Source organism: Acetobacter sp. (assembly GCF_047721705.1).
Lineage (GTDB): Bacteria > Pseudomonadota > Alphaproteobacteria > Acetobacterales > Acetobacteraceae > Acetobacter.
On the sequence record NZ_JBDNXK010000008.1, the window covers coordinates 23,835 to 47,042 of the forward strand.

Genomic DNA, 23,208 nt, shown 5'->3' on the forward strand with positions numbered 1-23,208 from the left:
CTCCGCTCCTCACTCAAGGCATTTTCCCGACCGACAGTTTGATGAACCCGAGTGGAGTGGACAGAATGCCCGAAGATACATCGTACGACGTTGACCTGCTGGTCATCGGCGCGGGATCGGGCGGCGTCCGCTGCGCACGGATCGCCGCCGGACATGGTGCACGCGTGGCGGTCGTGGAAAGCCGTCACTGGGGTGGCACCTGTGTCAATCTGGGTTGCGTGCCCAAGAAGCTGATGGTTCAGGCCAGCGAATATGGTGACTATGTTCAGGACAGTCACGGATTCGGCTGGAACACGGAGCAGGGCGCTTTTGACTGGGGCAAGCTGATTGCCGCCAAGGACAAGGAAATCTCCCGTCTCAACGGCATCTATGTCTCGATGCTGGAAAAGGCGGGCGTGCGGCTGCTGACGGGCTTCGCCCATTTCGAGAATGCCCATACCATCGTCACGAAGCCGACGGCGCTCGCGCCTGACGCCAAACCGGAACGCATCACGGCGAAGCAGATTGTCATTGCGACAGGATCGACCCCTTCCAAGCTGGATATTGTCGGGGCCGAGTTCGCCATCACCTCGGACGAGGTGTTCGGTCTGAAGGAAATGCCGAAGCGTGTCTGTATCATCGGGGGCGGTTATATCGGTATTGAATTTGCCGGCATTTTCGCAGGCCTCGGGGCGAAGGTCGATCTGGTTTACCGGCAGGCGCTTCCTCTGCGCGGTTTCGATGAGGACATGCGGACGGCGCTGCACGAAGCCATCGACCAGCGGGGCGTAACGCAGCATGTGAAGGCGAGTCCGACGCGAATCCGCAAGGATGGTGATGATCTTGTGGTCACTCTCGACAATGGTTCGGACGTAACGGTCGACTGTGTGCTGCTGGCCACCGGGCGGCATCCGAAAACCGCAGGGCTGGGACTGGAGAACACCCGCGTCCGTACGACGGAAGAGGGGCGAATCGAGGTCGATCATCATTCGGAAACGGCTGAACCGGGTGTGTTCGCCATTGGAGATGTAACGAACCGCCTGAATCTCACGCCCGTTGCGATTGCTGAGGGGCATATTCTTGCCGATCGCCTGTTCGCGCATACCGCGCGTTCCTGGTCGTTCGACACCACGCCGAAGGCAGTGTTTTTCACCCCGCCTCTGGCCAGCGTTGGCCTGACGGAAGAAGAAGCTGCGGAAAATGGCGCGACGGATATTTATCTCTCGAAATTCCGCCCCATGCGGCACACGCTAAGTGGGCGCGAGCGTCGCACTCTGATGAAGCTCGTTGTCGATCAGGCGACCCAGAAGGTTGTTGGTGCGCATATGCTGGGTGAGGACGCCGCCGAACTGATGCAGGGGCTGGCCATTGCGGTCACTGCCGGACTTCGGAAGGCGGATTTTGACAGGACGATCGGAATCCATCCGACCTCCGCCGAGGAGTTCGTTACCATGCGGACCCGGACCCGGGTGAGGGGCTCCTGAATTTATCTGCATTCGGCCGTTATTTTCTTTATGAATTGCGGCCTTGAGCATTTCGTTACGAATAGGCTACGTATAGGTTTAGAGATAATGGCGGGGGCGTGCTGTGTGCCGGATATGGCGGTGCGCGCCCGTCTCACGCGGATAGCGCATGTCGCAAAACAGACGAACCAGACGCGAATGAGGCAGGGGGCAGCGAGCGTTTATGAATAATAAGTTTTCCTCGTTCGCGGGTCATCGCCCGCACCGACAGAACGAGACAGCGGGATACGGGAAGTCCGGCTTCCTTGCCGCTGTTCTGGCTGGCACCACAGTGCTGTTTTCGTCCCTTCCGGCTTTTGCCGCCGATGAGGCCGCGCCGACCATCGATACGGGCGATACCGCATGGATGCTGATCAGCACGGCGCTTGTGCTGATGATGACCATTCCGGGTCTTGCCCTGTTCTATGCGGGCATGGTCCGCAAGAAGAACGTCCTTGCGACATTGATGCAGAGTTTCGCCATCTGCTGCATCATCACCATCGTCTGGATGGTCGCGGGTTACTCGCTGGCCTTCACCAATGGCACGCCGTATATCGGTGGTCTGTCAAAGGCGTTTCTCGCGACGCTGGGCGATCACATCACGAAGGGTGCGGATATTCCCTTCACGATCGGCGCTGGCACGGATGCCGCTTCCACGATGACCATTCCTGAGAGCATCTTCATGATGTTCCAGATGACGTTCGCCATCATCACACCGGCATTGATCGCGGGTGCATATGCGGAGCGTATGAAGTTTTCCGCTGTCTGTGTGTTCAGCATTCTGTGGTCATTGATTGTCTATGCCCCGGTCGCTCACTGGGTCTGGAGCCCGCTTGGCTGGCTGGCCGGAATGGGCACCCTCGACTTCGCGGGCGGCACGGTTGTGCATATCAACGCCGGTATCGCCGGTCTGGTGTGCGCCATCGTGCTCGGCAAGCGCCGTGGATATGGTCATGATGACCTCGCCCCATTCAATCTGACCTATGCCGTGATTGGCGCTTCTCTTCTGTGGGTGGGCTGGTTTGGCTTCAATGCCGGCTCGGCAGTCGGAGCCAATGGTCGCGCGGGCATGGCGATGGCGACGACGCAGATCGCTGCGGCTGCTGCGGGTGTGTCGTGGATGCTGGCGGAATGGGCGCGCACGGGTAAGCCGACGGTTCTGGGCATCATTTCCGGTGCGGTCGGTGGTCTTGTGGCCATCACCCCGGCGGCCGGTTTCGTTCTGCCGGGTGGCGCGCTGGCCATCGGTCTGATCACGGGCGTGGTCTGCTACTGGGGCGCCACGTCGCTCAAGCACATGATGGGCTATGATGACAGCCTCGACGCATTCGGTGTTCATGGCATTGGCGGTATCGTCGGCGCGCTGCTGACAGGTGTGTTCGCATACGGTCCGCTGTCTGCCACTGATGCTAACCCCTCCGGCACGTCCGGCTCGATTCACCAGTTGATCGTGCAGGCCGAGGCTGTTGGCGTGACGATTGTCTGGTGTGGCATCATGACGTTCGTGCTGTTAAAAGTGGTGGATCTTCTGGTGGGTCTGCGTGCTTCCACAGAAGCGGAGCAGGAAGGTCTCGACCTTGCGCTGCACGGCGAGCGCATCAACTGATCTTCATCCACAGCAATGGATGTAAAGGGCGGGTCTTTGATCCGCCCTTTTTTCTTGCGCTGCTGATTTCGATGTCTGTTTCTCTTCGGTTTTCTGTTAAATCATGGCTGTGTCGCGTGAAGGCGGCATCAGTAATACGACTGAGATGTAAGGACACTTGATGAGCTTCAATCGTTCCGCACGCGCGGCGACCGCCGCGTTTGCTCTTCTGGCAGGCGTGGCGTGGTTTGGTGTGGCGGACGCACGGGCTGCGGTCACGGCCAAGGAATGCCACGCCCAATTCAAGGCCGCCAAGGAAGGCGGTACTCTGGGCACGCAGACCTACAAAGAGTTCAAGGCTGCGCAGTGCGCGGGTTCGGAAGCTGAAGCGGATGACAAGGCGGACACGCCAGCCAAAACAGACGCGGCCGCGACTCCGGCTGCCGCAGAGGAAAAAACAGCCGCAACCAAGGCTTCGGAGAAGAAGAGTTCGGCTCCTGCCTATACGGGCAATGCTGTTTTTCCTAGCAAGGTTTCGTCGAAATATTCGTCCCTGTCCGCAGGCAAGGCGCGCATGAAAACCTGCGTCGACCAGTACAATGCGAACAAGGCGACAGGCGCAAACGCCGGTCTGAAGTGGATTCAGAAAGGCGGCGGTTATTACAGCGTCTGCAACAAACACCTGAAAGGTCTGTAATTCCTCAGCCCCTTTAATCTTTGTGCCTGAAAAGCCGTCACACATTGTGGCGGCTTTTTTTATGACCTGACCACACCTTTTGCGGCCGGAGTTAAGGGCTCAGCAAGGTCTGTATCGAGAAAATTAGTCATTAGAGCGAATAATGAGACCCAGAAATGATTTTGCAAAACCGCGTCAGGCACCGCCAAAACTGAGGTAACAGAATGAGCGACATGGATTTCACCTCATCGACCACCGTCTCAGGGTCATCTTATGATTCTGCTACAATCGAAAACGGGGTGAGCATTTCTGCAGTCAGTGGGAGCGTTTTTTCCACGGTTACTGTTGTAAATGGTGGCAAGCTTACCCTCGGTAATCAGGGTGTTGTCAGTGGTGGCACTGTGGAGGCGGGCGGCACATTAGTTGTTAATTCGGGCGGTATTGTAGAAAATGTGACGTTTGATGCGGGTGCCGCCCTGCTCACGGTGGCAAAAGGTGGTTCAGCCTCCGGTCTCATTTTAAATGTCGAGGAAGATGTTTTTGGCGTTGATTCAGGCGCAACTGTTAGTAAAGGGGTAACACAGAATATTGAGGTTGGTGGTAGCGCGGCTAATACAATAATACAGAATAGCGGCGTTCAACAAGTATATGGCTCTTCCACTAATGTAACGGTGATTGGTGGTGGCATAAACGATCAGTATTATGGTGTTCAGTCTGTCATGAATGGTGGTGTCGCGTCCGGCACTGTTGTGACAAATTACGGTGTGCAGGTTGTTTCTTCTGGTGGTGTCGCGTCCGGTACTAAGTTGGAGACTGGTGGTAGCCTGTCGCTGGATGAAGCGGGTGCCACTGTTTCGAATGTCACTGTTGGCAGTGGTGCCAGTCTGAGTGCGAATGATGGCGGCACGATCAATGGCGCTGAAATAGCAAGTGGTGGCACTCTTGCCATCGCTTCCGGTGGTGACGGCCTAGCCTCGCTTGCAAATGTTACGGTGGATAGCGGGGGCACGTTTACTCTTCGGAACGCAGGTTTTTCAATCACTGGTCTGACGCTCCAGAAGGGCGCGACTATTGATCTTCAAAGCTTTGACTATTCATCGACCGTTCCGGCAGTCACTGTCGACGGAAATACCGTTACTGTCACGGGCACGGACAGCGATGGAAATGCCATCACTCAGGCATTCTCTCTCGCCAGTGCGGTCGGCGCAATTTCAGCCGACGAATTCCAGATGGTGGACGATGGGACGGGGTCGGCTCTGCTTACGTATGTCGCGTGCTACTGCCTCGGGACGCTGATCGCGGTTGAGGAAGGGGAAGTGCCAGTCGAGACGCTGCGGATTGGTGATATGGTCCGCACTGCCTCGGGTGAATTGCGTAAAATACGCTGGATTGGCAGGCGTAGTTATGCGCCGGAGTTCGTGCGCAACAGTCATAGCCTCCTGCCGATTGTCATCAAGGCTGGTGCGATTGCGGATAATGTTCCCCGTCGTGATCTGCGTGTTTCGCCAAAACATGCCATGTATGTGGACGGCGTTCTGGTTCCGGCTGGTGCCCTGCTCAACAATCGCACCATCGTGCAGCAGGAGACCGCAGAACAGATCGACTATTTCCACATAGAACTGGACAGTCACGATCTGCTTCTGGCCGAAGGGGCACCTTCGGAAAGTTATATCGAAGACGGCGGACGCAGCATCTTTCATAACGCCGCCGAGTTTTACGTTCTTTATCCTGAAACCGACCCACAGGTGCCCGTTCACTGTGCGCCGCGCATTGATGATGGCGAGGAGCTGCTGGCGATCTGGAATCGTCTGAACGACCGGGCACTGGCGCTGGAACATCCCCGTATTGCCGGCCATGTGGAATACGCCAACGGTCACGAAATTTCCGGCTGGTTTGTGTCGCAGGAAGACACGGCGCCTTTTGAGATCGAGGTCATTGCCGACCGGAGGATTGTTGCACGTCAGTTAACGGCTGAGGCCAAACGGGTTGCCACAGAAAACGGAGAGGAAGTGCGGCACAGCTTCGCTGTTTCCTATCGGACGCCAATGGAGATGGAGAAGGCGCGCAATGTGGTGGTGCGCCGCTTCAGGGATAGAGCGCAGCTTTATCCGGGTGTCACATCCGCCACGCCGGTGGAAAAAGCGTCCGAGAAACCGCGTGTGGAAGTTGATCGGCAGCAGCTTCATGGCTGGATTGATCATGTCACCCGTGAATATGTGAGCGGCTGGGCATGGAATGCGGCGCATCCGTGGGACAGGGCGGAAATTGACATCGTTGTCGACGGAGAGTGTGTTGCTACCATTTCCGCATCTGACCACCGTGGCGACCTTGCCGCTGCCGGGATGGGGAATGGCTGGGCCGGATTCCGTTACAATTTCCCCACGCCTCTCGACTGGCGCAAGGCGCATGTGGTCGAGGTTCTTTTCGCGGGCACAACGGCTCCGCTGAATGGTTCGCCCGCGAGAGTGGGAGTGCCCGGAAATTTCGATGAGGCGATGCGTACGGCGATCGAACACGCCGTACAGGATCTGGAGAGCCCGGCGCGGCGGAAGGATGCACTGTCCTTCCTTCAGCAGCAGGCAGACCAGCTTCGCCAGCAACAGGCTGATCTCGATACGCGTCGTGAGGAAGTAATCGAACTCCATCGTGCCAGAAGGCAGGCCGGTCCGGCTGCGGCGAACATGCCCGTGATCCGCCGCGCTCTGGTGATTGCCGAGAGTATGCCTCGAATCGGTGACAATGCGGATGCCGTGCCGATGCTGTCGCATATGCGGTCGCTGGTGCGTCTGGGCTTCGATGTCACGTTCACCACAGTAGACGCTGCGCCTGCGCCGGATCTGGAAGAACAGCTCCAGCAGGAGGGAATCAGGATCGCGGGAGCGCCGGTCTATGGTTCTCCGGAAGAAGTGCTGCGTCGGCAGGCTGGCTCATTCGATGTGGTCTATCTGCGTGGCCTCAGCGTGGTGTCTTCCTTCGCCGGTCTGGCGCGGCGCTACATGAAGCGTGCCAAGCTGATCTATGGGGCGCGGGATCTGCAATATATCCGCATGGACCGTCAGGCGACGGTTGAAGGCCGTATGGATCTGAAGCGGGCCATTGGGCGCCTGCGGACATATGAGATGACGGCCGCCTTGCAGTGCGATGTGGTTCTTGTGCATTCGGCGACGGAAGCCACGGCGCTGCGTAGCCTGTTGCCGGGTCTAAACGTGCATATCACGCCTTGGGACGTCGCTGGAGAAATGGTGGACACACCCGCGACCGCACGTTCGGGAATTGCTTTTGTCGGCAATTACAACAGCGCGCCATCCCTGGACGCCGCACTGGTGCTTGTCCGCGATATCATGCCGCGCGTCTGGCAGAAGCTTCCGCATGTGCCTTGTCTGCTGGCAGGCTATGGGCAGGAGCACGTCCTGCATACGCTGGCGACGAAGGCGGGAGAACTGGGTGGAAACGTGCAGGTTCTGGGGCCGGTCGATGATCTCCGGAACGATCTGTTTGCCAAGGCACGTGTGAGCGTTGCGCCCATGCAGTTCAGCGCCGGTATCGTCGCCAAGGTGGTTGATAGCTTCTCCGCTGGTGTGCCCTGTGTGCTGACGTCCGTTGCGGCGGAAGGATTTGCCCTCCCCAAAGCTCTTTCAGGTCTGGTGCAGGATGATGCTGAAGCAATCGCTGAAGAGATCATCCGCCTGTATGAAAATCCTGACATGGCGGATGATCTTGGGCAGCTTGCCCATCGGATGATTCAGGCAAAGTTCTGTGTAGATGAAGTCGATCAGTGCTTCGTTCGGGCCTTGGGGCTTCCTGTCGCCAACGCCCAGAATGAAGCCAAAAGAGCCTGAGGGGCTGGTGGAGGAATGTTCTGCATTCCTCCATCTCAAATAGGGCTGACTCTTTTGTAGAAGGCTGAGACTACCTGACGTTTCAGCCTTGTTGTTCGTTTTCCACCGCTATGCGTGCCGCTGTGGCAAGTTCATCGACCCGTTCATTTTCCGGCACGCCGGAATGGCCCCGAACCCACCGCCAGTCCACATCGTGCTGTTTGGCGGCATCGAGAAGGCGGCGCCAGAGATCCATGTTCTTCACGGGATCACCTGAAGCGTTGCGCCAGTTACGGCGGACCCAGCCCGTGTGCCAGCGTGTAATGCCATTACGGACATATTCACTGTCGGTGTGCAGGATGATCTTGCAGGGGCGGGTAAGAGCCTCCAGCGCTTCGGCAGCCGCGGTCAGCTCCATGCGGTTGTTGGTGGTTTCCAACTCGCCACCTGACAACTCGCGTTCGTGACCTTTGTAGCGGAGAAGGACACCCCATCCACCGGGGCCGGGGTTAGGCCTGCAACCGCCATCGGTCCAGATTTCGATAACCTGTTCGTCAGCCACCATAAGCCTCGCTGCCAGCAGCGGAGAGATGGAAGCGCAGACGCTGGACATAGGCCATCGGGTTCTTGCGCGTGACCATCGCGCCAGCCGGCGTGTTGATCCAGTCGTAAAGACGCGTCAGGGCGAAGCGCATCGCCGCACCCGCACACAGGGTCGGGAGGGCAGCACGTTCATCTGCGCTTAGAGGGCGGATGCTTTCATAGCCTTCAAGGAGTCGTTGGGCAAAGACGGGGTGGAACGCGCCGTCATCGTCGAAACACCAAGCATTCAGGCAGATGGCGACATCATAGGCCAGCAGATCGGTGCAGGCGAAATAGAAGTCGATCAGCCCGGAAACCTTGCCGTCGAGAAAGAACACATTGTCCGGAAAGAGATCAGCATGGATCTGGCCATGTGGCAGATCTTTTTGACCGTTGGTGCCGGGCCAGTCGGAGAGAATCCGACCGAGTGCCTGATCGAGTTCGCCGATAAGGGCGGGAAAAGCTTCTTCTGAACCCGCTGATTGCTGTGTGGCATTGAGCAGAGGACGCCACGCATGGGGCCCGAGGCTGTTCGCGCGGGTGGGCGCGTAGCTGCTTCCGGCGACATGCAGGCGCGCAAGCGCAGCGCCAAGGGGAGCGCAATGGGCTTCATGGACATGGCGGGGCCAGACGCCGGACAGAAAGGTCGTTATGGCGGCGGGGCGTCCCGCAAGCATGCGCAGGGCATTGCCGTCCTTGCCTGCTACGGGCAGCGGACAGGACAAGCCTTCCGTTGCGAGATGACGCATGAAACCCAGAAACCACGGCAGATCGTCGGGGTTAACGCGTTTTTCGTAGAGGGTCAGGATGAAATCGGACGCAACGCCTGCCTTATCGGTCCGGAGCAGGAAGTTGCTGTTTTCGACCCCTTCGGCAATGCCGCGAAAGGCGGTCAGATGTCCGATATCGTAGTCTGCGAGGAACCGTTCGAGTTCCTCGTCTTCTATCTCAGTGTAGACGGCCATGACTGCCTTTGAATCAGCCGAGCGGCGCGGGGAGACGGAATGTGACGTTTTCTTCCTTCACGGTGCGTTCTTCGATCTGCAACGTGTAGCGACGTGCGAGTTCGGTCACCATTTCCTGCACCAGCGCTTCTGGCGCGGAGGCGCCAGCCGTGATGCCGAGCGTCTGCACGCCGTCCAGCACCGACCAGTCGAGAGCGGCGAGCTTCGGCACGAGTAGCGCACGCTTGGTGCCCGAGCGCTCCGCAACCTCGCGCAGGCGCTGGGAGTTGGACGAATTCGGGGAACCGATGACGATCACCAGATCGCATTCCGGCGCGATGGCTTTCACGGCTTCCTGACGGTTCGTCGTCGCGTAGCAGATATCCTCGCGCTTCGGGCCTTCGATGAGGGGAAAGCGGTCGCGCAGAATGTCCACGATCTCTGCCGTATCATCCACGGAAAGTGTGGTCTGGGTGATGAAAGCCAGACGGCTCGGGTCTTCCGGCTGGACCGTGCGGGCTTCCTCAGCATCGTTGATGAGTGTGACCGCACCCGGTGGCAACTGGCCCATGGTGCCGATGACTTCCGGATGACCGGCATGGCCGATCATCAGAATGTGACGACTTTCGGGGCCGCCATTTGCATAGTGACGCTCTGCTTCACGATGCACCTTGGAAACCAGCGGGCAGGTTGCATCCAGATAGAGCAAATTACGGCGTGCAGCTTCGGCGGGCACCGTCTTGGGGACGCCGTGCGCAGAGAACACCACATGGCCGTCCGGCGGCACTTCGTCGAGTTCTTCAACGAAGATGGCGCCTTTCTCTTCCAGTTCTTCGACCACGGTGCGGTTGTGGACGATTTCATGCCGCACATAGACGGGGGCGCCATAGGCGCGGATGGCCTCTTCCACAACCCGGATGGCGCGGTCGACACCGGCACAGAAACCGCGTGGTCCGGCCAGAAGAACCTTCAGGGCGCGGGTCTCGCTGTCAGCGGCGGGCTTCGAGGAAAGTGTGGTCTGATCGGGCATGGGGCTCCCCAAACATTCGGCAGGCGGCTTACGGGGCAATCGGCGGGTGCGCCAGCTGTCCAATACATCTGATGTGCCCCGCCCTACGCAAGACAGGCGGATCGTGCAAGCCGTTATCGCATCGTGGCAGGCTGTCGTCTCTCATCTGTATGCCATAATATGGACGGTATTGCGCGGCTGCATCACTCTGGTAATGCAGTTTTAACAGCTTTCCTTGCGTGGGGGAGTTTTCGTCCGCGCGTTTCTATATGATACTTGGGGTGCGGTCTGACGTTCATGCTGTCTCTTTCGTCTGTCATGACGGAACCTGAGGTGGCGGATCGCGCAACCTGTCAGCATGGATTGTTGAATGGCCCGGTTTTTTTCTGTGATTGATCTCTTTCGTGGCGCGCGCATGGGGAACATCTTCCGTTCGAGTCGTTGCGCATGGGGCTGGGGCGCGGTGTCCCTCCTGCTCCCGCTTGCTTTGACCGGCTGCGGTGAGAATGAAAGCATGGTTTTTGCGCCGAGCTGCCCGGAGATGCACATCCCTGCCGAAGTCGCCGACTATTACAATTATTCGGCGAAAGGCCCATCGTTCGATCATCTTGTGACCCATGCCAGCCTGACGGCCCTGAACGGCGATTGCCTCGCGCAGGGCAAGAAGGATCTGCGGACACGTCTTGCAGTCCGCATGATCGTGCGTCGCGGTCCGGCTGCGACATCTGGGAAAGTGTCGTTACCCTGGTTTGTCGTCGTTGTGCATAACGACAAGATTGTCGGCAAACATGTGTTCGCTCAGGATGTGACCTTCCCCGCCGGACAGGACACTGTGGCGGTCGATACGCGCCTTGTGACGGTTGATCTGCCGATCAAGCCGACGACGGTGGAGAACGACTACCGCTTCGAGGTTGGTTTCCAGTTGAACCATACGCAGCTGGCCTATAACCGCGAGCACAACATCACGGCGACTTTCCTGTCGAAATGATTGGCTGGGAGGCTCTGTCAGACTGGAAAAGCAGCGGTTCCCCGTTGCTGCCTGCCGGGAAGAAAGCTAACCAGAATACGAATATCCGTTTCATGAATTTGAGACGGTCGGACGATCTTATCGCGCAGGTCCGAGCCGCGGTTAGCGGATGCCAGCGCTGGAAAATGGAGTGCCTCTCGCGTGTCTGAACGTTCTGCAAGTCTTCGTTCTGTTTCGCGCGAAACGGCGCTCAACTCCAGACGTTGCGGGCGAGGAAGAAAGGTTGTGTGGAAGACCGGCCTTCTGCTGGCAACCGTAGGCGCTCTCTCTGGCTGTTCATGGATTTTTGGCAGCGGTGCGGAGAATGCGGGGGGTGATGAGCACCCCGTGCTTTCTCTCTATGGCGCAGGCTCGAAAATGTTGACCGGTTATGTCGGGAACGTCGTGGCCGACGAGCCACATGCCGCATTGGCGGCCATGACGGTCCTGCAGCGGGGAGGCAATGCTGCTGACGCGGCTGCGGCGCTGGGGCTGTCTCTGGCCGTGACGCTGCCTTCGCGCGCTTCTCTGGGAGCGGGGGGCGCCTGTCTTGCATGGCGACCGGAAGATCATGGAGCCGGCAAGGCTTTCCTGTTCATGCCGACCGGAGATTCGCCGAAAAGCACGAATTCTGACGATAAGAGCCGTGTCGACCGGCCGGCTTCCTCGCCGATGCTGGCGCGTGGTCTCTTCATGATGCAGCTGCATTACGGCAGCGTCGATTTCTCGGAAACAGTGCAGCCCGCGATCATGCTTGCGCGCAATGGCATTGAAGTCGGCTCTCAGCTTGCTTCGGACCTCTCCGCTGTTCAGGCCCCGCTTTTGGCGAATGAGGGTGCACGCCAGATATTTGCGCGCCCGGATGGCACGGTTCTGCGCGCAGGCGACATCCTCACGCAGAGATACCTCACGGGCACGTTGGAGCGTATGCGTTCCGCTGGTGTGGGGGATCTATATACTGGTGCTCTGGCGCAGGTGCTTGTCGCTGCGAATGACAAGACGGGCGCAGGTCTGACCATGGATGGTCTTCGCGCTGGTGTGCCTGTCGAAGGGAAGCCGCTGACGGTCAGCCTGCATGGGATCAGCGTTTCCTTCCTCCCCCCGCCAGCCGATGGTGGGTATGGTATGGCCTTTGCATGGAAAGCTCTGGAATCGGGCGAAGGGGTAGGCAATATCGGTGCGCGTGCTGTGACGGGCTGGCGGAAGGTTGTTGAGGGGCGAAGGGTTTCAGTGGAGACCCTGACTGCGCGTGCGCAAACTCTTCTCGACGCAGGCCGCACTTCGGGTGGCTCAGGATTGCCAAACCTTCCGGCTTCCACGTCTTTCGCTGTGGTGGATCGGAAAGGCGGTGCAGTTGCCTGCGCTGTCTCCATGAACAATCTCTTCGGGACGGGGCGTGTCGCTGGTTCCACCGGTATTGTGTTGGGGGCATCCTCTGTTCATCGGCCCAATGCGATGATTCCTGCCGCGATTGCCTATCGTGATGATCGTTTTCTGGCGGCGGCCACAGCGTCTGGTCAGGCCGATGCGGCGGACGCCGCTGCCGTCGCGCTGGACGGGGCTCTGGCTGGCAATATCAAACCTGCGACTTCCGCAGGCCGCGCCAATGCCATTTCCTGCAAGGAAGGTCTCCCGGGTGGAAGTAGCCACTGCTTCGGTTGGGTTGATCCGCGCGGTAGCGGATATGCAACGGGACTGGATCACGACTAAAGCTGTTGTCCCAGTTGGGGAGGGGAGGCTATCCTCCCCCGAAGCTTCGGACGAGACTGCCCGCTGTCAGTTGCCAGCCATCAATCATGACGAAGAAAATCAGTTTGAATGGCAGCGATATGGTGGTGGGTGGCAGCATCATCATGCCAAGACTCATCAGGACTGTGGAAACCACCAGATCAATGATGAGAAAAGGCAGATAGAGCAGAAATCCCATTTCAAACCCGCGGCGTAATTCGCCAATCATGAAAGCGGGCATCAAAACACGCCAGGGTGTGTCGGCTGAGACTTCAGGTGCCTTGGTGTTTGCTAAGTGAAAAAATGTCGAAAGGTCAGCCGGACGGGCGTTCTGGAGCATGAAAGTGCGGAAAGGCTCGGCAGCCGCTTTCAGGCCATCCATTTCACTGACCTGCCCTTCGATAAGGGGGGAAATTCCATGTTGCCATGATTGCTCGAAAACGGGCTGCATGACGAAGAGAGTAAGAAATAAGGCCAGCCCGATCAGAACAGTATTGGGAGGCGTTCCCTGTGCGCCAATCGCACCACGCAACAGCGACAGCACGATGATGATGCGCGTAAAGGCGGTGACCATCACCAGCAGGCTGGGAGCGAGAGAAAGGACCGTGATGAGTGCTGACAGCTGGACGAGCCGCCCTGTCGTTCCAGGACCGCCATTCTGTCCAAGGTCAAGGCTCACGGACTGCGCATGAGACGATATTGGCCATAACAGTAAAAGAGTGATGGCCAGCAGTCCGCTGACCGCCAAACATCTGAAAGCAGAAGAACGCCGCTGCAAGAGAGCGTATGCCATCATGTGCTCTCCCTGATGATGTCGTCTGAGGTTAGTCTGTCCACAACGATATCGGTGCTGCCACCTGTAAGAAGAAGAATCCGTCTTCCTTCCCAACACACAACATTAAGGCGTCGCTTGGCATCAAGGGCTAAAGTGGCCTCAACAGAGAGCAGTCCTGCGTTGTTCTGCTTCCCGCTTAGCTTTGCCGCGAACTGCCATCCATTCTTGCTCAGTAGAATCATGGCCAGCACAGCAGAAAGCGCCAGAATTACTGAAAAAAAATCATAGAGACCCATGCTGACGCGTTCCGAGTTGCGGTTTCGGCGATCAGATTTGGCGGGAAAATATGAATGATTTACTTACGGATGCGATTTTTCCATTCTTTTAAACGAATACTCTACTTTGATTTTAATTTTAACGATATTGCAGGTTTTAATCGCCAAAGTAGCGTTCTATCGCAATGAAAGGCATTTCCTTAGGGTGCGATTTAAAGGGATTTTCAATGCTTGATGCTTCGCGTTCTGCTGGTGGTGTTGATCTTTTTGGTCTGGCGCAACGTCGCCTGTCTTGGCTTGATGCAAGGGAGCAGGTGCTGGCTTCCAATATCGCCAATGCAGATACGCCTCATTATGTAGCACAGGATCTTGCGCCTTTTGAAAGTGTCATGTCGCAGTTTGAGGGCGAGCTAGCCACGACATCCGAGATGCATATCGCTGGCAAGGCAAAGGGGCGTCGCATGCAGGATGATTCATCCGGGGAACATTCCTTGGATGGAAATGGTGTTTCTCTTGAAACGCAGATGCAGTTGGTGGCCGAGACGGGGGACCAGCAGCGGCTGGCGACGAATGTTTATTCGACGTACCATGCCATGCTCACGACGGTTCTTGGAAAGTAAAGTAATTATCACGAATGGATATTAATTCGACACTATCCGTTTCTGCCGCAGGTATGCAGGCCCAGTCTGAGCGTCTGCGCGTTGTGGCGGAGAATATCGCCAATCAGGACACAACTGGATCAACGCCGGGAGCTGATCCATATCGTCGGAAAACGATATCATTTGAAAATGTTATTGATAAAGAAACGGGTGTCTCAAAGGTAAAAACAAAAAAAATTGGACATGATATGTCCGATTTTGAGACCCGTTACGATCCTTCGAACCCAGCCGCGGATGCGCGCGGGTATGTAAAAGTGCCCAACGTAAATACGATGGTGGAAGTGGTGGATTCTCATGAGGCTCAGCGTTCTTACGAAGCCAATCTCAATACTTTCCAGACAACACGTTCCATGATCACTCGGACGATAGATCTGCTCAAATGATAATTTCCTCTGATTATAAGAACTCGGCTGCCGCGGCTGCTTATGCACGCACTCAGTCTGCTTTGGAAACAGGCGCTTCTGTTGAAGAAAATGATGATTTTTCAGCTGCGCCCGTAAATAAACCGAGCTTTGGTGAAACGCTTGAAACGGCCATTGAAGGGGCTGTTTCTACAAATAAAGAAGCGGAAGTAAAAGCTGCAGCGGGTCTGCAGGGGCGCGGTAATCTGACCGATATCGTTACATCGATCTCGCAGGCTCAGATGGTGCTGCAGACCGTTTCGACAGTAAGAGACCGTGTCATCCAATCCTATCAGGACATCATGCGTATGACGATCTGATCTTATATATTGCGTGAGTATATTTTATGAATTCTATTGATGTATCATTGATATTACGAGAAACTCTTTTTGTTGCGGTTAAGGTGGGTGCGCCAGCTTTGCTCGCTTCTATGCTGGCGGGTCTGGTCGTTTCCATCTTTCAGGCGGTGACGCAGATCAATGAATCCACATTAGCGTTTTTGCCGAAATTTCTAGCGTCAATGGCGGCTTTGCTGTTTGGCGGTCCATTCATGTATTCGACTCTTGTGTCGTATGCACATCATATTTTTGATCAGTTGATTGCCGCAGGTACGTCTTGAACGGTGATATGGCTGCGTTTGTTTCAACGCTACCGGAACAGACTGTCATTTTTGTTGCTATTCTCGCAAGGGTGGCGGCTTTTCTTGTCGCTTTCCCTGCGTTGTCCTCCCAGTCGATTCCTATGGTGGTAAGGGCGGCTGTGGCTGTAAGTTTTACATTATTGTTTTTCCCGCTTCTCTCTCCACTTTTTTCGGCAGCCCAAACAGATGACATCATGAATCCGGGTCGCTTGATTGTCTTCTTTTGTGCTGAATTTTTAAGTGGAGCATTGATCTGATGGCTGGCGCAGTTGATGGTGCTTTCGTTTCCGGTTGCAGTGCAGATGATGTCCACATTCATTGGATTGTCGAATGTTTTGCAGCCTGATCCGGAATTGGGAGCGCAGAGCACGCCCATCAGTCACATGGCGCAACTTGCGGTGACGGTCGTTATTTTTACCTCTGGTCTGTATGTGTTGCCGCTGAATGCCTTTGTGGGTAGCTATCATGTTTTTCCACCAGGACATTTTCCGTTTTTGGGGGACGCGGCGAAAGCCGTCGCACGCGAAACCGGGCATTCATTCCTTCTGGCATTTCAGCTTGCCATGCCGATGATTTTGATTGGCACGATCTGGCCCATGATGCTGGGTGTGCTGAGTCGTTTTTCTCCCGGTTTGCAGGTTTATTCGCTTGCTATGCCCGCACAGTTGCTAGGCGGACTGCTTTTGCTGGCATTGTTACTCAAGGCAATGTTGTCCGTTTGGATGAATGCGACGACAAATGGGTTCGGGTCGCTTCCCGGGGCAGGTTTTTGATATTCGGGTCAAGCACAACACGCAGTCAGGTGCGCTAGGTGGCTGAATCAAGCGGTGACAATACGGAAGCCCCGACATCCCGCCGGCTGGAGAAGGCGCGGGAGGAAGGTAATGTTGCCCAGTCTCGGGAATTGCACCTTTTTTCCGGGCTGGCCTTTGCAACGATTGCATTGATCATGGTTGTTCCGACCACGGTCCAGCAATTCGTTAGACAAATGGGCGCTCTTTTCGATCATGTTGGAGAAATTCATCTTGATCCCAGCGGCACGGGGACTCTGCTGGCTTCATCCTGTAAATTGATGGCCTATCTGTCTTTGCCTGTTGTGGTGGCGGCGATTGCTGGTGCTGTTTTGACGGCGACCATGCAGTCAGGGTTTCTCTTCCGACCGGAGGCATTAGTTCCTGACATAGGGCGGTTGAGCCCGATGAAGGGCATAAAAAAGATGTTCGGGATTTCAAGCCTGATCGAGGCTGTGAAATCTCTGGTGAAAGTAATGGTCTTTTCGCTGATTCTTTATGGCGTTGTGAAAGACATGCTGACTCTGGCTCCTAAAGCCATGTCCTGGTCGGCGGCGGCTTTCACAGCTCAACTGTCAAAGCTGACCGTCGAGACGATCATTTCCGTTCTTGTCGTGCAGGTCGCCATTATCGTCCTTGACGAAGGATGGACGCGATACAAGCGTTGGCGAGACTTGCGGATGAGTCGTCAGGACATCAAGGATGAGATGAAAGATTCTGACGGCAATCCACAGGTGAAAGGCCGCCAGCGACAGATACGCATGCAGCGTAACCGGAAAATGCTCAAGGCCGCGATCCAGTCCTCTACGGTGGTGATCACAAACCCGACGCATTATGCGGTTGCGCTGGCCTATGAAGCGGGCAGCAGCGGAGCACCCCGGATCGTAGCTAAGGGTGCGGATGAACTTGCCGCCCGCATCAGGGAATTTGCCTACGAGGAGAAAATTCCCATTGTGTCCAACCCGCCTTTGGCGCGTGCTTTGTATAAAGTTCCGGAAGACACGGAAATTCCCTACGAATATTTTCAGGCAGTGGCGGCAATCATCGCCTATGTCTGGCGGCGCAAGCAACCAGCCAATGGTGGTCGCCCTCCCGTTATGTAAAAGAACGAGAATCCCTTTCTTTCCTTTGTCGGCTCGCTGGTGCACATCACTTCCAGCAGAGAAGGACAGTGGACGTGCAACAACAGGTGCTGATTATCGGTGGTGGCCCGGCAGGTTTGTCTGCTGCGGAAATCCTGTCTGAGAGCGGCACATGTTCAGTCTGTGTTGTCGATCGGATGAGTAGTTTCGGCCGCAAGTTCCTGATGGCAGGCCGGAGCGGCCTGAACCTCACGAATGTAGAGGCTTTGCCGCAGTTTCTTGCGCGTTATGACGCAGCGGAGGAATGGCTGACGCCTTCAATTCAGGCATATTCGCCGTCTGCCATGCGTCTCTGGGCGGAAAATCTGGGACAGACGTGTTTTACGGGTTCTTCAGGGCGTGTTTTTCCAGAAACCATGAAAGGGTCGCCGCTTTTGCGTGCGTGGATGCGGCGGCTGGATGAGCGCGGCGTGCAGTTTCGCTCTGGAATGACATGGCGGGGTTGGACCGACGCGGGCGAGGTGGCGCTGTTGCCTCGTCATGGGGCGGAGGAACACTGGACACCCGATGTAACGATCCTTGCGCTGGGTGGTGGAAGCTGGGCGCGTCTTGGATCTGACGGAAAATGGATGGAACAGCTTGCCGCTCATCATGTCCCGCTGGCTCCGTTCCGTCCGGCAAATTGCGGTTTCAAAATCGATTGGTCTCCGACGTTTGTCGAACGTTTTGCTGGAACGCCACTCAAGAGAATTGCGCTCTCGTTTGAGGAGGAAAGGCGGCGGGGAGAAGCAACTGTCACACAGCGTGGCATCGAAGGGGGCGTGGTGTACGCTCTGGCTGCGCGATTGCGCGATGCGATCGAGAAAGCAGGGAAGGCGACAGTTTTTGTCGATCTGCGTCCTGATCTCTCCGAAACGGTCATCGCGGAAAAACTGAGGCGGACGCGGGCACGCGAAAGTCTTTCAAACCGGCTGAGAAAAGCCGTTCAGCTCCCGCCCGTTGCGATCAGCGTGTTGCGCGAAAGCGGTCCTCTTCCGGCTGATGCCGATGCGCTTGCACGGCGGTTGAAATCGCTTCCGCTTGTTCTGACCGCGACGGATGAACTCGATCGGGCGATTTCCACGGCTGGCGGCGTGAAGCGGGAGGCCGTGGATGACCGTTTCATGCTGAAAGATATGCCCGGCGTGTTCGTCTGTGGAGAGATGCTGGATTGGGAGGCGCCGACGGGCGGCTACCTGATGCAGGCAGTCATGGCGACGGGGCGCGCGGCAGGTGAGGGTGCTCTCGCGTGGCTTGCGCAACGCAGGGCAGTTGCCTGATCAGGATTCGGACCTGTATCCGGACGCGCATGAGCAGCACCATTTCACTGGGAGAGATCGTCGGAGGCGGACCGGCGATGATGAACCTCGCCGAACTGCTTGCCACCCGTTTGTTGGTGCAAGGCAATTCGGGTTCGGGAAAGTCGCATCTTCTACGTCGTCTGCTTGAGCAGACAGGCACGCTGGTGCAGCAGGCCATCATTGATCCGGAGGGCGATTTCGTCAGTCTGGCGGATGCTTACAGCCATCTGGTCATTGATGCCGCCGAGCATACGGAAGCCGCATTGCAGGCTGCGGGGGAGCGGATGCGGGTGCATCGGGCCTCTGTCGTGCTCAATCTGGAAGGGCTGGATGCCGATCTGCAGATGCGCCGGGCGGCTGCTTTTCTCGGGGGGATGTTTGATGTGCCCCGCGCGCATTGGTATCCGGTGCTCGTGGTGGTGGACGAGGCCCAGCTTTTTGCGCCTGCTGCTGCGGGCGAGGTATCGGATGAAGCCCGCCGTGCCTCTCTCGGCGCGATGACCAACCTCATGTGTCGGGGACGCAAGCGGGGTCTGGCGGGCGTCATCGCCACGCAGCGACTGGCGAAACTGGCGAAAAATGTTGCGGCCGAAGCCTCCAATTTTCTCATGGGCCGCACGTTTCTGGATATCGACATGGCACGCGCCGCCGATCTGTTGGGCATGGAGCGACGGCAGGCCGAAGCTTTCCGTGACCTTGATCGGGGCACATTCGTGGCGCTCGGTCCGGCGCTCTACCGTCGGCCGACAACGGTGCGAATCGGCTCGGTGCAGACGGCCAGTCGGTCCGCTGGCCCCGTACTTGAGCCATTTGCGCCACCTGTGGAGCCGGTTGCAGACCTTATTCTCGCGCCCTTGCCAGAGCCGGAACTTCTCAGCCGACCGAAGCGTCCGGTGACACCGCCGCCTCCCGATCTGGTTACGCAGCTTGCCACGCACGGAGCGGCGCTGGCGGAAGCGGAAGAAGAAGCCGACCCAATTGATCCGAAGGAACGGCGGAGACAGATGGAAGCCGTTCTGCGGGATGTTCTCGCTGATGAGGATGCCGGGTTCCGGCCACCTGCATCGATCTATCAGGATTTTCTTGTGCGTTGTCGAATTGCCGGTTTGGGGCGTGAGGCGATGGATATGCGCAGCTTCCAGCGTGCTCTCGCCTCGGCCCGAAGTGGAATTGCGGTGGAGACTGCGGAAACGCCGGAATGGCAGGAGGCTGAGGCCATGGCTTCGGAGCTCCCTGACGATATGCAGGGCGTATTCCTCTATATCGCGCGGGCCGCGCTGGAGCAGGCGGCTTGTCCTTCGGATGCGACGATCGCCAGAATTTATGGCACGCATTCCATTGGGCGCGCGCGTCGTATGCTGGGCTGGCTGGAGGAGCGGAACGCCATCGTCCTGCGGATGGACGGCATGGGGCGTCGGCGGGCGGCGATTATCGGTCTCGGGTGGGAAACGCTGCCGGGAGATCCGGGCTTATAGCTTTGTCACGTCAGGTTCCGACTTGATGGAGACGTGGTCTCGTGCGAAACAAAACTGACCGAACCGATCGGTCAGCGTGCAACGCGATGGAACGCTGAGCTGGGAAAGCCGGGCAGCAGGTATATTGGAGACGGCATGGCCGACGAGGAACAGCAGCAGGGCAGCGCAAACAAGGACCAGAAGAACGGCAAGAAGCGGAACCCGCTTGTCCGTGTCATTCTGATTCTGGTGTTGCTTCTGGTGATCGTGGGCGGGGTGCTTTACTGGTTTCTGCACCGATTCGAAGTCGAGACGGACGATGCCTTCACAGCGGGACGCGCGGTGACCATCGCGCCGCATGTCGCGGGGTATGTGACGGACCTGCTCGTGGACGATAACCAGTTTGTCCATGCGGGACAGCTTCTGGTGCGCATCGATAATCGCGACTGGATTGCGGAACGTGATCGGGCAGCAGCTGCGGTCAAGCAGGCTCAGGCCAGTCTTGCCGCCCATCAGATGCTGCTGGCCGTGGCCGAAAAGAACTTCCCTGGTCGTCTTTCTGCCGCTGAGGCTGATCTGGCGATTGCCAAGGCCAATGAATTCAAGGCTCTGACCGATTACAAACGCCAGCATTCCGTCCAGCGCGCGGCGACCTCGCAGCAGGATATCGATTATTCCAAGGCCGCACTGGATGAGGCGCGGGCGCGTGTAGCGGAGGCTCAGGCGCAGGTGACTGTCGCGATGCCGGTCAAGCCGAACATTGCCAACGTGCAGGCTCAGGTCGCGGGTGACGATGCGACTCTGGCCAGCGCCCAGGCCGATCTGACCCGTGCGGAACTGAATGTTGGCTGGACCGAGATTCGCGCGCCTCGCGATGGCTGGATCTCCCAGCGTAATGTCGAGCGGGGCAAGTATGTCGGCGTCGGGCAGAGTCTGTTTTCAATAATCGATCCGGAAGTGTGGGTGGTCGCGAACTACAAGGAGACGCAGATCACCAACATGCGTCCCGGCCAGAAAGTCGACATCTCGGTGGATGCCTATCCTTCCCACGATCTGCACGGGCATATCGATTCGTTGCAGAAGGGCACGGGCGCGACGTTCAGTGCGTTTCCGCCCGAGAATGCGACAGGTAACTATGTGAAAATCGTCCAGCGTGTGCCGGTCAAGATCCGGATCGACAGCGGGCTGAACCCCGATGTGCCGCTGGCTCTCGGACTGTCGGTGGTGCCTGTTGTGCATACGGACAGCACACCGACCCGTGATTCGGCTGGTCACATTGTGAACCGTGATCCGGGCCATGAGGAAATCGCGCGGGAGCCACAATGAGCGCCGCTGCTGGAGAGACCGAGAAAAAGGACGCGGACTGGAAGCCGCGCCATAACCCGTGGCTGATCGCCTTCGTCGTGACGATGGCGGCTTTCATGGAAATTCTCGATACGACGATTGTGAACGTGTCGTTGCCGCATATCGCGGGCAGTCTTTCCAGCACTTATGACGACGCTACATGGACGCTGACGTCCTATCTCGTGGCCAACGGGATCGTGCTCACCATCTCCGGGTGGCTGGGCAAGCTGTTCGGGCGCAAGCTGTATTTCATGGTGTGCATCGCCATGTTCACAGTGACGTCCTTTCTATGTGGCATTTCAACCAGCCTTGGCGAACTGATCCTCTTCCGTCTGTTGCAGGGGTTCTTCGGAGGCGGCCTTCAGCCGAACCAGCAATCCATCATCCTTGATGTGTTCCCACCCGAGAAGCGCGCGGCGGCATTCGGCCTGACCGCGATTGCCGCAGTGGTGGGGCCTGTCCTCGGTCCGACCCTTGGAGGGTGGATCACCGACAACTATTCTTGGCGCTGGATTTTCTTCATCAACGTGCCGTTCGGTATTCTCACCACAGTGGCCGTTGGCTTTCTGGTGGAAGACCCGCCGTGGGCGAAGAAGCGGCATGAGCCGATCGACGTCATTGGCATCAGTCTGATCACCCTTGGCTTCGGTTGTCTGGAAGTCATGGTTGACCGTGGCGAGGACGATGACTGGTTCGGGTCGAACTTCATCTGCATTATGGCGGTTCTGGCAGCCATCGGCCTGATCGGTGCCGTGACGTGGTTGCTGCGGGCAAAGCGTCCGGCTGTGGATCTGCGGGTCTTCAAGGACCGGAATTTTGCTGTCGCCACCTTTCTGATGGGGGCGATGGGCGCGCTGCTTTATTCGGCCGCGATCATTGTGCCGCAGTTCGCCCAGCAGGTGATGGGATATACTGCGACGCTGTCTGGTCTGGTCCTGTCTCCGGGTGGAATCGCAGTCATTTTCCTGATTCCGATTGTCGGCCGGATGATGACCTTTATGTCGATCCGTTCGGTGATTGCGCTTGGGTTCGGCCTGATGGGTATCGCGTTGTTCTGGTCGGCCCATCTCGTGCCGACGCTGGACTTCCGCCATCTTGTCATGTTCCGCATGAGTCAGACGGCGTGTCTGGCTTTCCTGTTCGTGCCGCTTTCTACCATTGCCTACGCGACCCTGCCGCGCGAGATGAACGCCGACGCGTCGGCACTCTTTTCAATGGTACGGAATTTTTTCGGTTCATTGAGCATTTCTGCTGCGACAGCGCTGATTACTGAACGTCGTCAGGCGCACCAGTCCGATATGGTGCACTGGATGACGCCATTTCATCAGCCGTATAACGAATATCTGGCGCAGGGCAGGCAGGTCATGCTGGACCATAACCAGCCGATGCGTGCGGATGCGCTGGCCATGCGTCATCTCTATTCCGACTTTGCCCAGCAGGTCGCGATGCTGGCCTATAATGAAGCGTTCATGATTTTCGGAATTGCGGCGTTCTGTGTCGTGCCGTTCTGTTTCCTTCTGACGCCGATCAAAAGCGGTGGAGGGCCACCCTCCGGAGCGCACTGAATGACATGGGGAGTGCCCTCTTGGCACTCCCTGCATTCGGTGACATTTTTTCC

The 23,208-nt window shown here is 57.4% G+C and carries 20 protein-coding genes and 1 pseudogene; 16 read left to right on the forward strand and 5 right to left on the reverse strand.

All coding sequences use genetic code 11. From position 1 onward, the window contains the following. Positions 1–65: 65 nt before the first annotated feature. The 4 genes from gorA (at position 66) to ABF824_RS02500 (ending at position 7,581) form a co-directional block, all read left to right on the forward strand. Positions 66–1,463, forward strand: a complete 1,398-nt coding sequence (gorA, locus tag ABF824_RS02485; RefSeq protein ID WP_415486250.1) for a glutathione-disulfide reductase — start codon at positions 66–68, stop codon at positions 1,461–1,463. Positions 1,464–1,665: 202 nt separating this feature from the next. Further along, positions 1,666–3,087, forward strand: coding sequence for an ammonium transporter (locus tag ABF824_RS02490; RefSeq protein WP_415486251.1), 1,422 nt, complete (start codon positions 1,666–1,668; stop codon positions 3,085–3,087). A gap of 160 nt (positions 3,088–3,247) precedes the next feature. Next, positions 3,248–3,763: a hypothetical protein gene (locus ABF824_RS02495; protein WP_415486252.1), complete on the forward strand. Its 516-nt coding sequence runs from the start codon at positions 3,248–3,250 to the stop codon at positions 3,761–3,763. A gap of 203 nt (positions 3,764–3,966) precedes the next feature. After that, positions 3,967–7,581 (forward strand): Hint domain-containing protein, encoded by a 3,615-nt coding sequence (locus tag ABF824_RS02500; protein WP_415486253.1) that lies wholly within the window; start codon positions 3,967–3,969, stop codon positions 7,579–7,581. 82 nt (positions 7,582–7,663) lie between these two features. Here ABF824_RS02500 and rnhA read toward each other — a convergent pair whose 3' ends face one another. Genes rnhA through ispH form a run of 3 tightly spaced genes read right to left on the reverse strand, consistent with a single transcriptional unit; the run spans position 7,664 to position 10,116 of the window. Further along, complete coding sequence (gene rnhA / locus ABF824_RS02505) at positions 7,664–8,125, reverse strand: ribonuclease HI (protein WP_415486255.1); 462 nt, start codon at positions 8,123–8,125, stop codon at positions 7,664–7,666. Beyond that, entirely contained in the window at positions 8,115–9,107 is a 993-nt protein-coding gene (locus ABF824_RS02510) for a homoserine kinase (RefSeq protein WP_415486256.1), read from the reverse strand. Before ABF824_RS02510 ends, rnhA begins: the two co-directional genes overlap by 11 nt. 13 nt (positions 9,108–9,120) lie before the next feature. Then, positions 9,121–10,116 (reverse strand): 4-hydroxy-3-methylbut-2-enyl diphosphate reductase, encoded by a 996-nt coding sequence (gene ispH, locus ABF824_RS02515; RefSeq protein ID WP_415486258.1) that lies wholly within the window; start codon positions 10,114–10,116, stop codon positions 9,121–9,123. 349 nt (positions 10,117–10,465) lie between these two features. Between ispH and ABF824_RS02520 the strand changes: the two genes are divergently transcribed. Together ABF824_RS02520 and ABF824_RS02525 are read left to right on the forward strand one after the other, a co-directional pair. Further along, positions 10,466–11,083, forward strand: a complete 618-nt coding sequence (locus ABF824_RS02520; protein ID WP_415486259.1) for a hypothetical protein — start codon at positions 10,466–10,468, stop codon at positions 11,081–11,083. Positions 11,084–11,347: 264 nt separating this feature from the next. Continuing rightward, on the forward strand, positions 11,348–12,811 hold the full coding sequence (locus tag ABF824_RS02525) for a gamma-glutamyltransferase (protein ID WP_415486260.1): 1,464 nt from the start codon (positions 11,348–11,350) through the stop codon (positions 12,809–12,811). 28 nt (positions 12,812–12,839) lie between these two features. Here ABF824_RS02525 and fliP read toward each other — a convergent pair whose 3' ends face one another. Further along, positions 12,840–13,622 (reverse strand): flagellar type III secretion system pore protein FliP, encoded by a 783-nt coding sequence (gene fliP / locus ABF824_RS02530; protein ID WP_415486287.1) that lies wholly within the window; start codon positions 13,620–13,622, stop codon positions 12,840–12,842. Next, the gene (locus ABF824_RS02535; RefSeq protein ID WP_415486261.1) at positions 13,622–13,900 is read right to left on the reverse strand and encodes a hypothetical protein; all 279 of its coding nucleotides are present in this window, start codon (positions 13,898–13,900) and stop codon (positions 13,622–13,624) included. The genes fliP and ABF824_RS02535 overlap by 1 nt, the downstream gene beginning before the upstream one ends. A 206-nt stretch (positions 13,901–14,106) precedes the next feature. On the opposite strand from ABF824_RS02535, the gene ABF824_RS02540 reads away from it, so the two are divergent. From ABF824_RS02540 to ABF824_RS02585, 10 genes and pseudogenes are all read left to right on the forward strand, one after another. Next, positions 14,107–14,499, forward strand: coding sequence for a flagellar basal body rod protein FlgB (locus ABF824_RS02540; RefSeq protein WP_415486262.1), 393 nt, complete (start codon positions 14,107–14,109; stop codon positions 14,497–14,499). 14 nt (positions 14,500–14,513) lie between these two features. Then, positions 14,514–14,921, forward strand: coding sequence for a flagellar basal body rod protein FlgC (gene flgC / locus ABF824_RS02545; protein WP_415486263.1), 408 nt, complete (start codon positions 14,514–14,516; stop codon positions 14,919–14,921). Continuing rightward, on the forward strand, positions 14,918–15,259 hold the full coding sequence (locus tag ABF824_RS02550; RefSeq protein ID WP_415486264.1) for a flagellar hook-basal body complex protein FliE: 342 nt from the start codon (positions 14,918–14,920) through the stop codon (positions 15,257–15,259). The genes flgC and ABF824_RS02550 overlap by 4 nt, the downstream gene beginning before the upstream one ends. Before the next feature lie 26 nt (positions 15,260–15,285). Further along, positions 15,286–15,558 carry a flagellar biosynthetic protein FliQ gene (locus ABF824_RS02555; protein ID WP_415486265.1) on the forward strand — a complete coding sequence of 91 codons (273 nt, stop codon included), beginning with the start codon at positions 15,286–15,288 and terminating at the stop codon, positions 15,556–15,558. An 8-nt stretch (positions 15,559–15,566) separates the two neighbouring features. Further along, positions 15,567–16,352, forward strand: a pseudogene (locus tag ABF824_RS02560) (flagellar biosynthetic protein FliR). A gap of 38 nt (positions 16,353–16,390) precedes the next feature. Beyond that, positions 16,391–17,473 (forward strand): flagellar biosynthesis protein FlhB, encoded by a 1,083-nt coding sequence (locus ABF824_RS02565; protein WP_415486266.1) that lies wholly within the window; start codon positions 16,391–16,393, stop codon positions 17,471–17,473. Positions 17,474–17,547: 74 nt separating this feature from the next. Continuing rightward, complete coding sequence (locus tag ABF824_RS02570; protein ID WP_415486267.1) at positions 17,548–18,771, forward strand: TIGR03862 family flavoprotein; 1,224 nt, start codon at positions 17,548–17,550, stop codon at positions 18,769–18,771. 29 nt (positions 18,772–18,800) lie between these two features. Further along, on the forward strand, positions 18,801–20,267 hold the full coding sequence (locus ABF824_RS02575; RefSeq protein WP_415486268.1) for a helicase HerA domain-containing protein: 1,467 nt from the start codon (positions 18,801–18,803) through the stop codon (positions 20,265–20,267). A 135-nt stretch (positions 20,268–20,402) separates the two neighbouring features. Continuing rightward, positions 20,403–21,572 carry an HlyD family secretion protein gene (locus tag ABF824_RS02580; RefSeq protein WP_415486269.1) on the forward strand — a complete coding sequence of 390 codons (1,170 nt, stop codon included), beginning with the start codon at positions 20,403–20,405 and terminating at the stop codon, positions 21,570–21,572. Continuing rightward, the gene (locus ABF824_RS02585) at positions 21,569–23,155 is read left to right on the forward strand and encodes a DHA2 family efflux MFS transporter permease subunit (RefSeq protein WP_415486270.1); all 1,587 of its coding nucleotides are present in this window, start codon (positions 21,569–21,571) and stop codon (positions 23,153–23,155) included. Before ABF824_RS02580 ends, ABF824_RS02585 begins: the two co-directional genes overlap by 4 nt. The last annotated feature ends 53 nt before the right edge of the window (positions 23,156–23,208 follow it).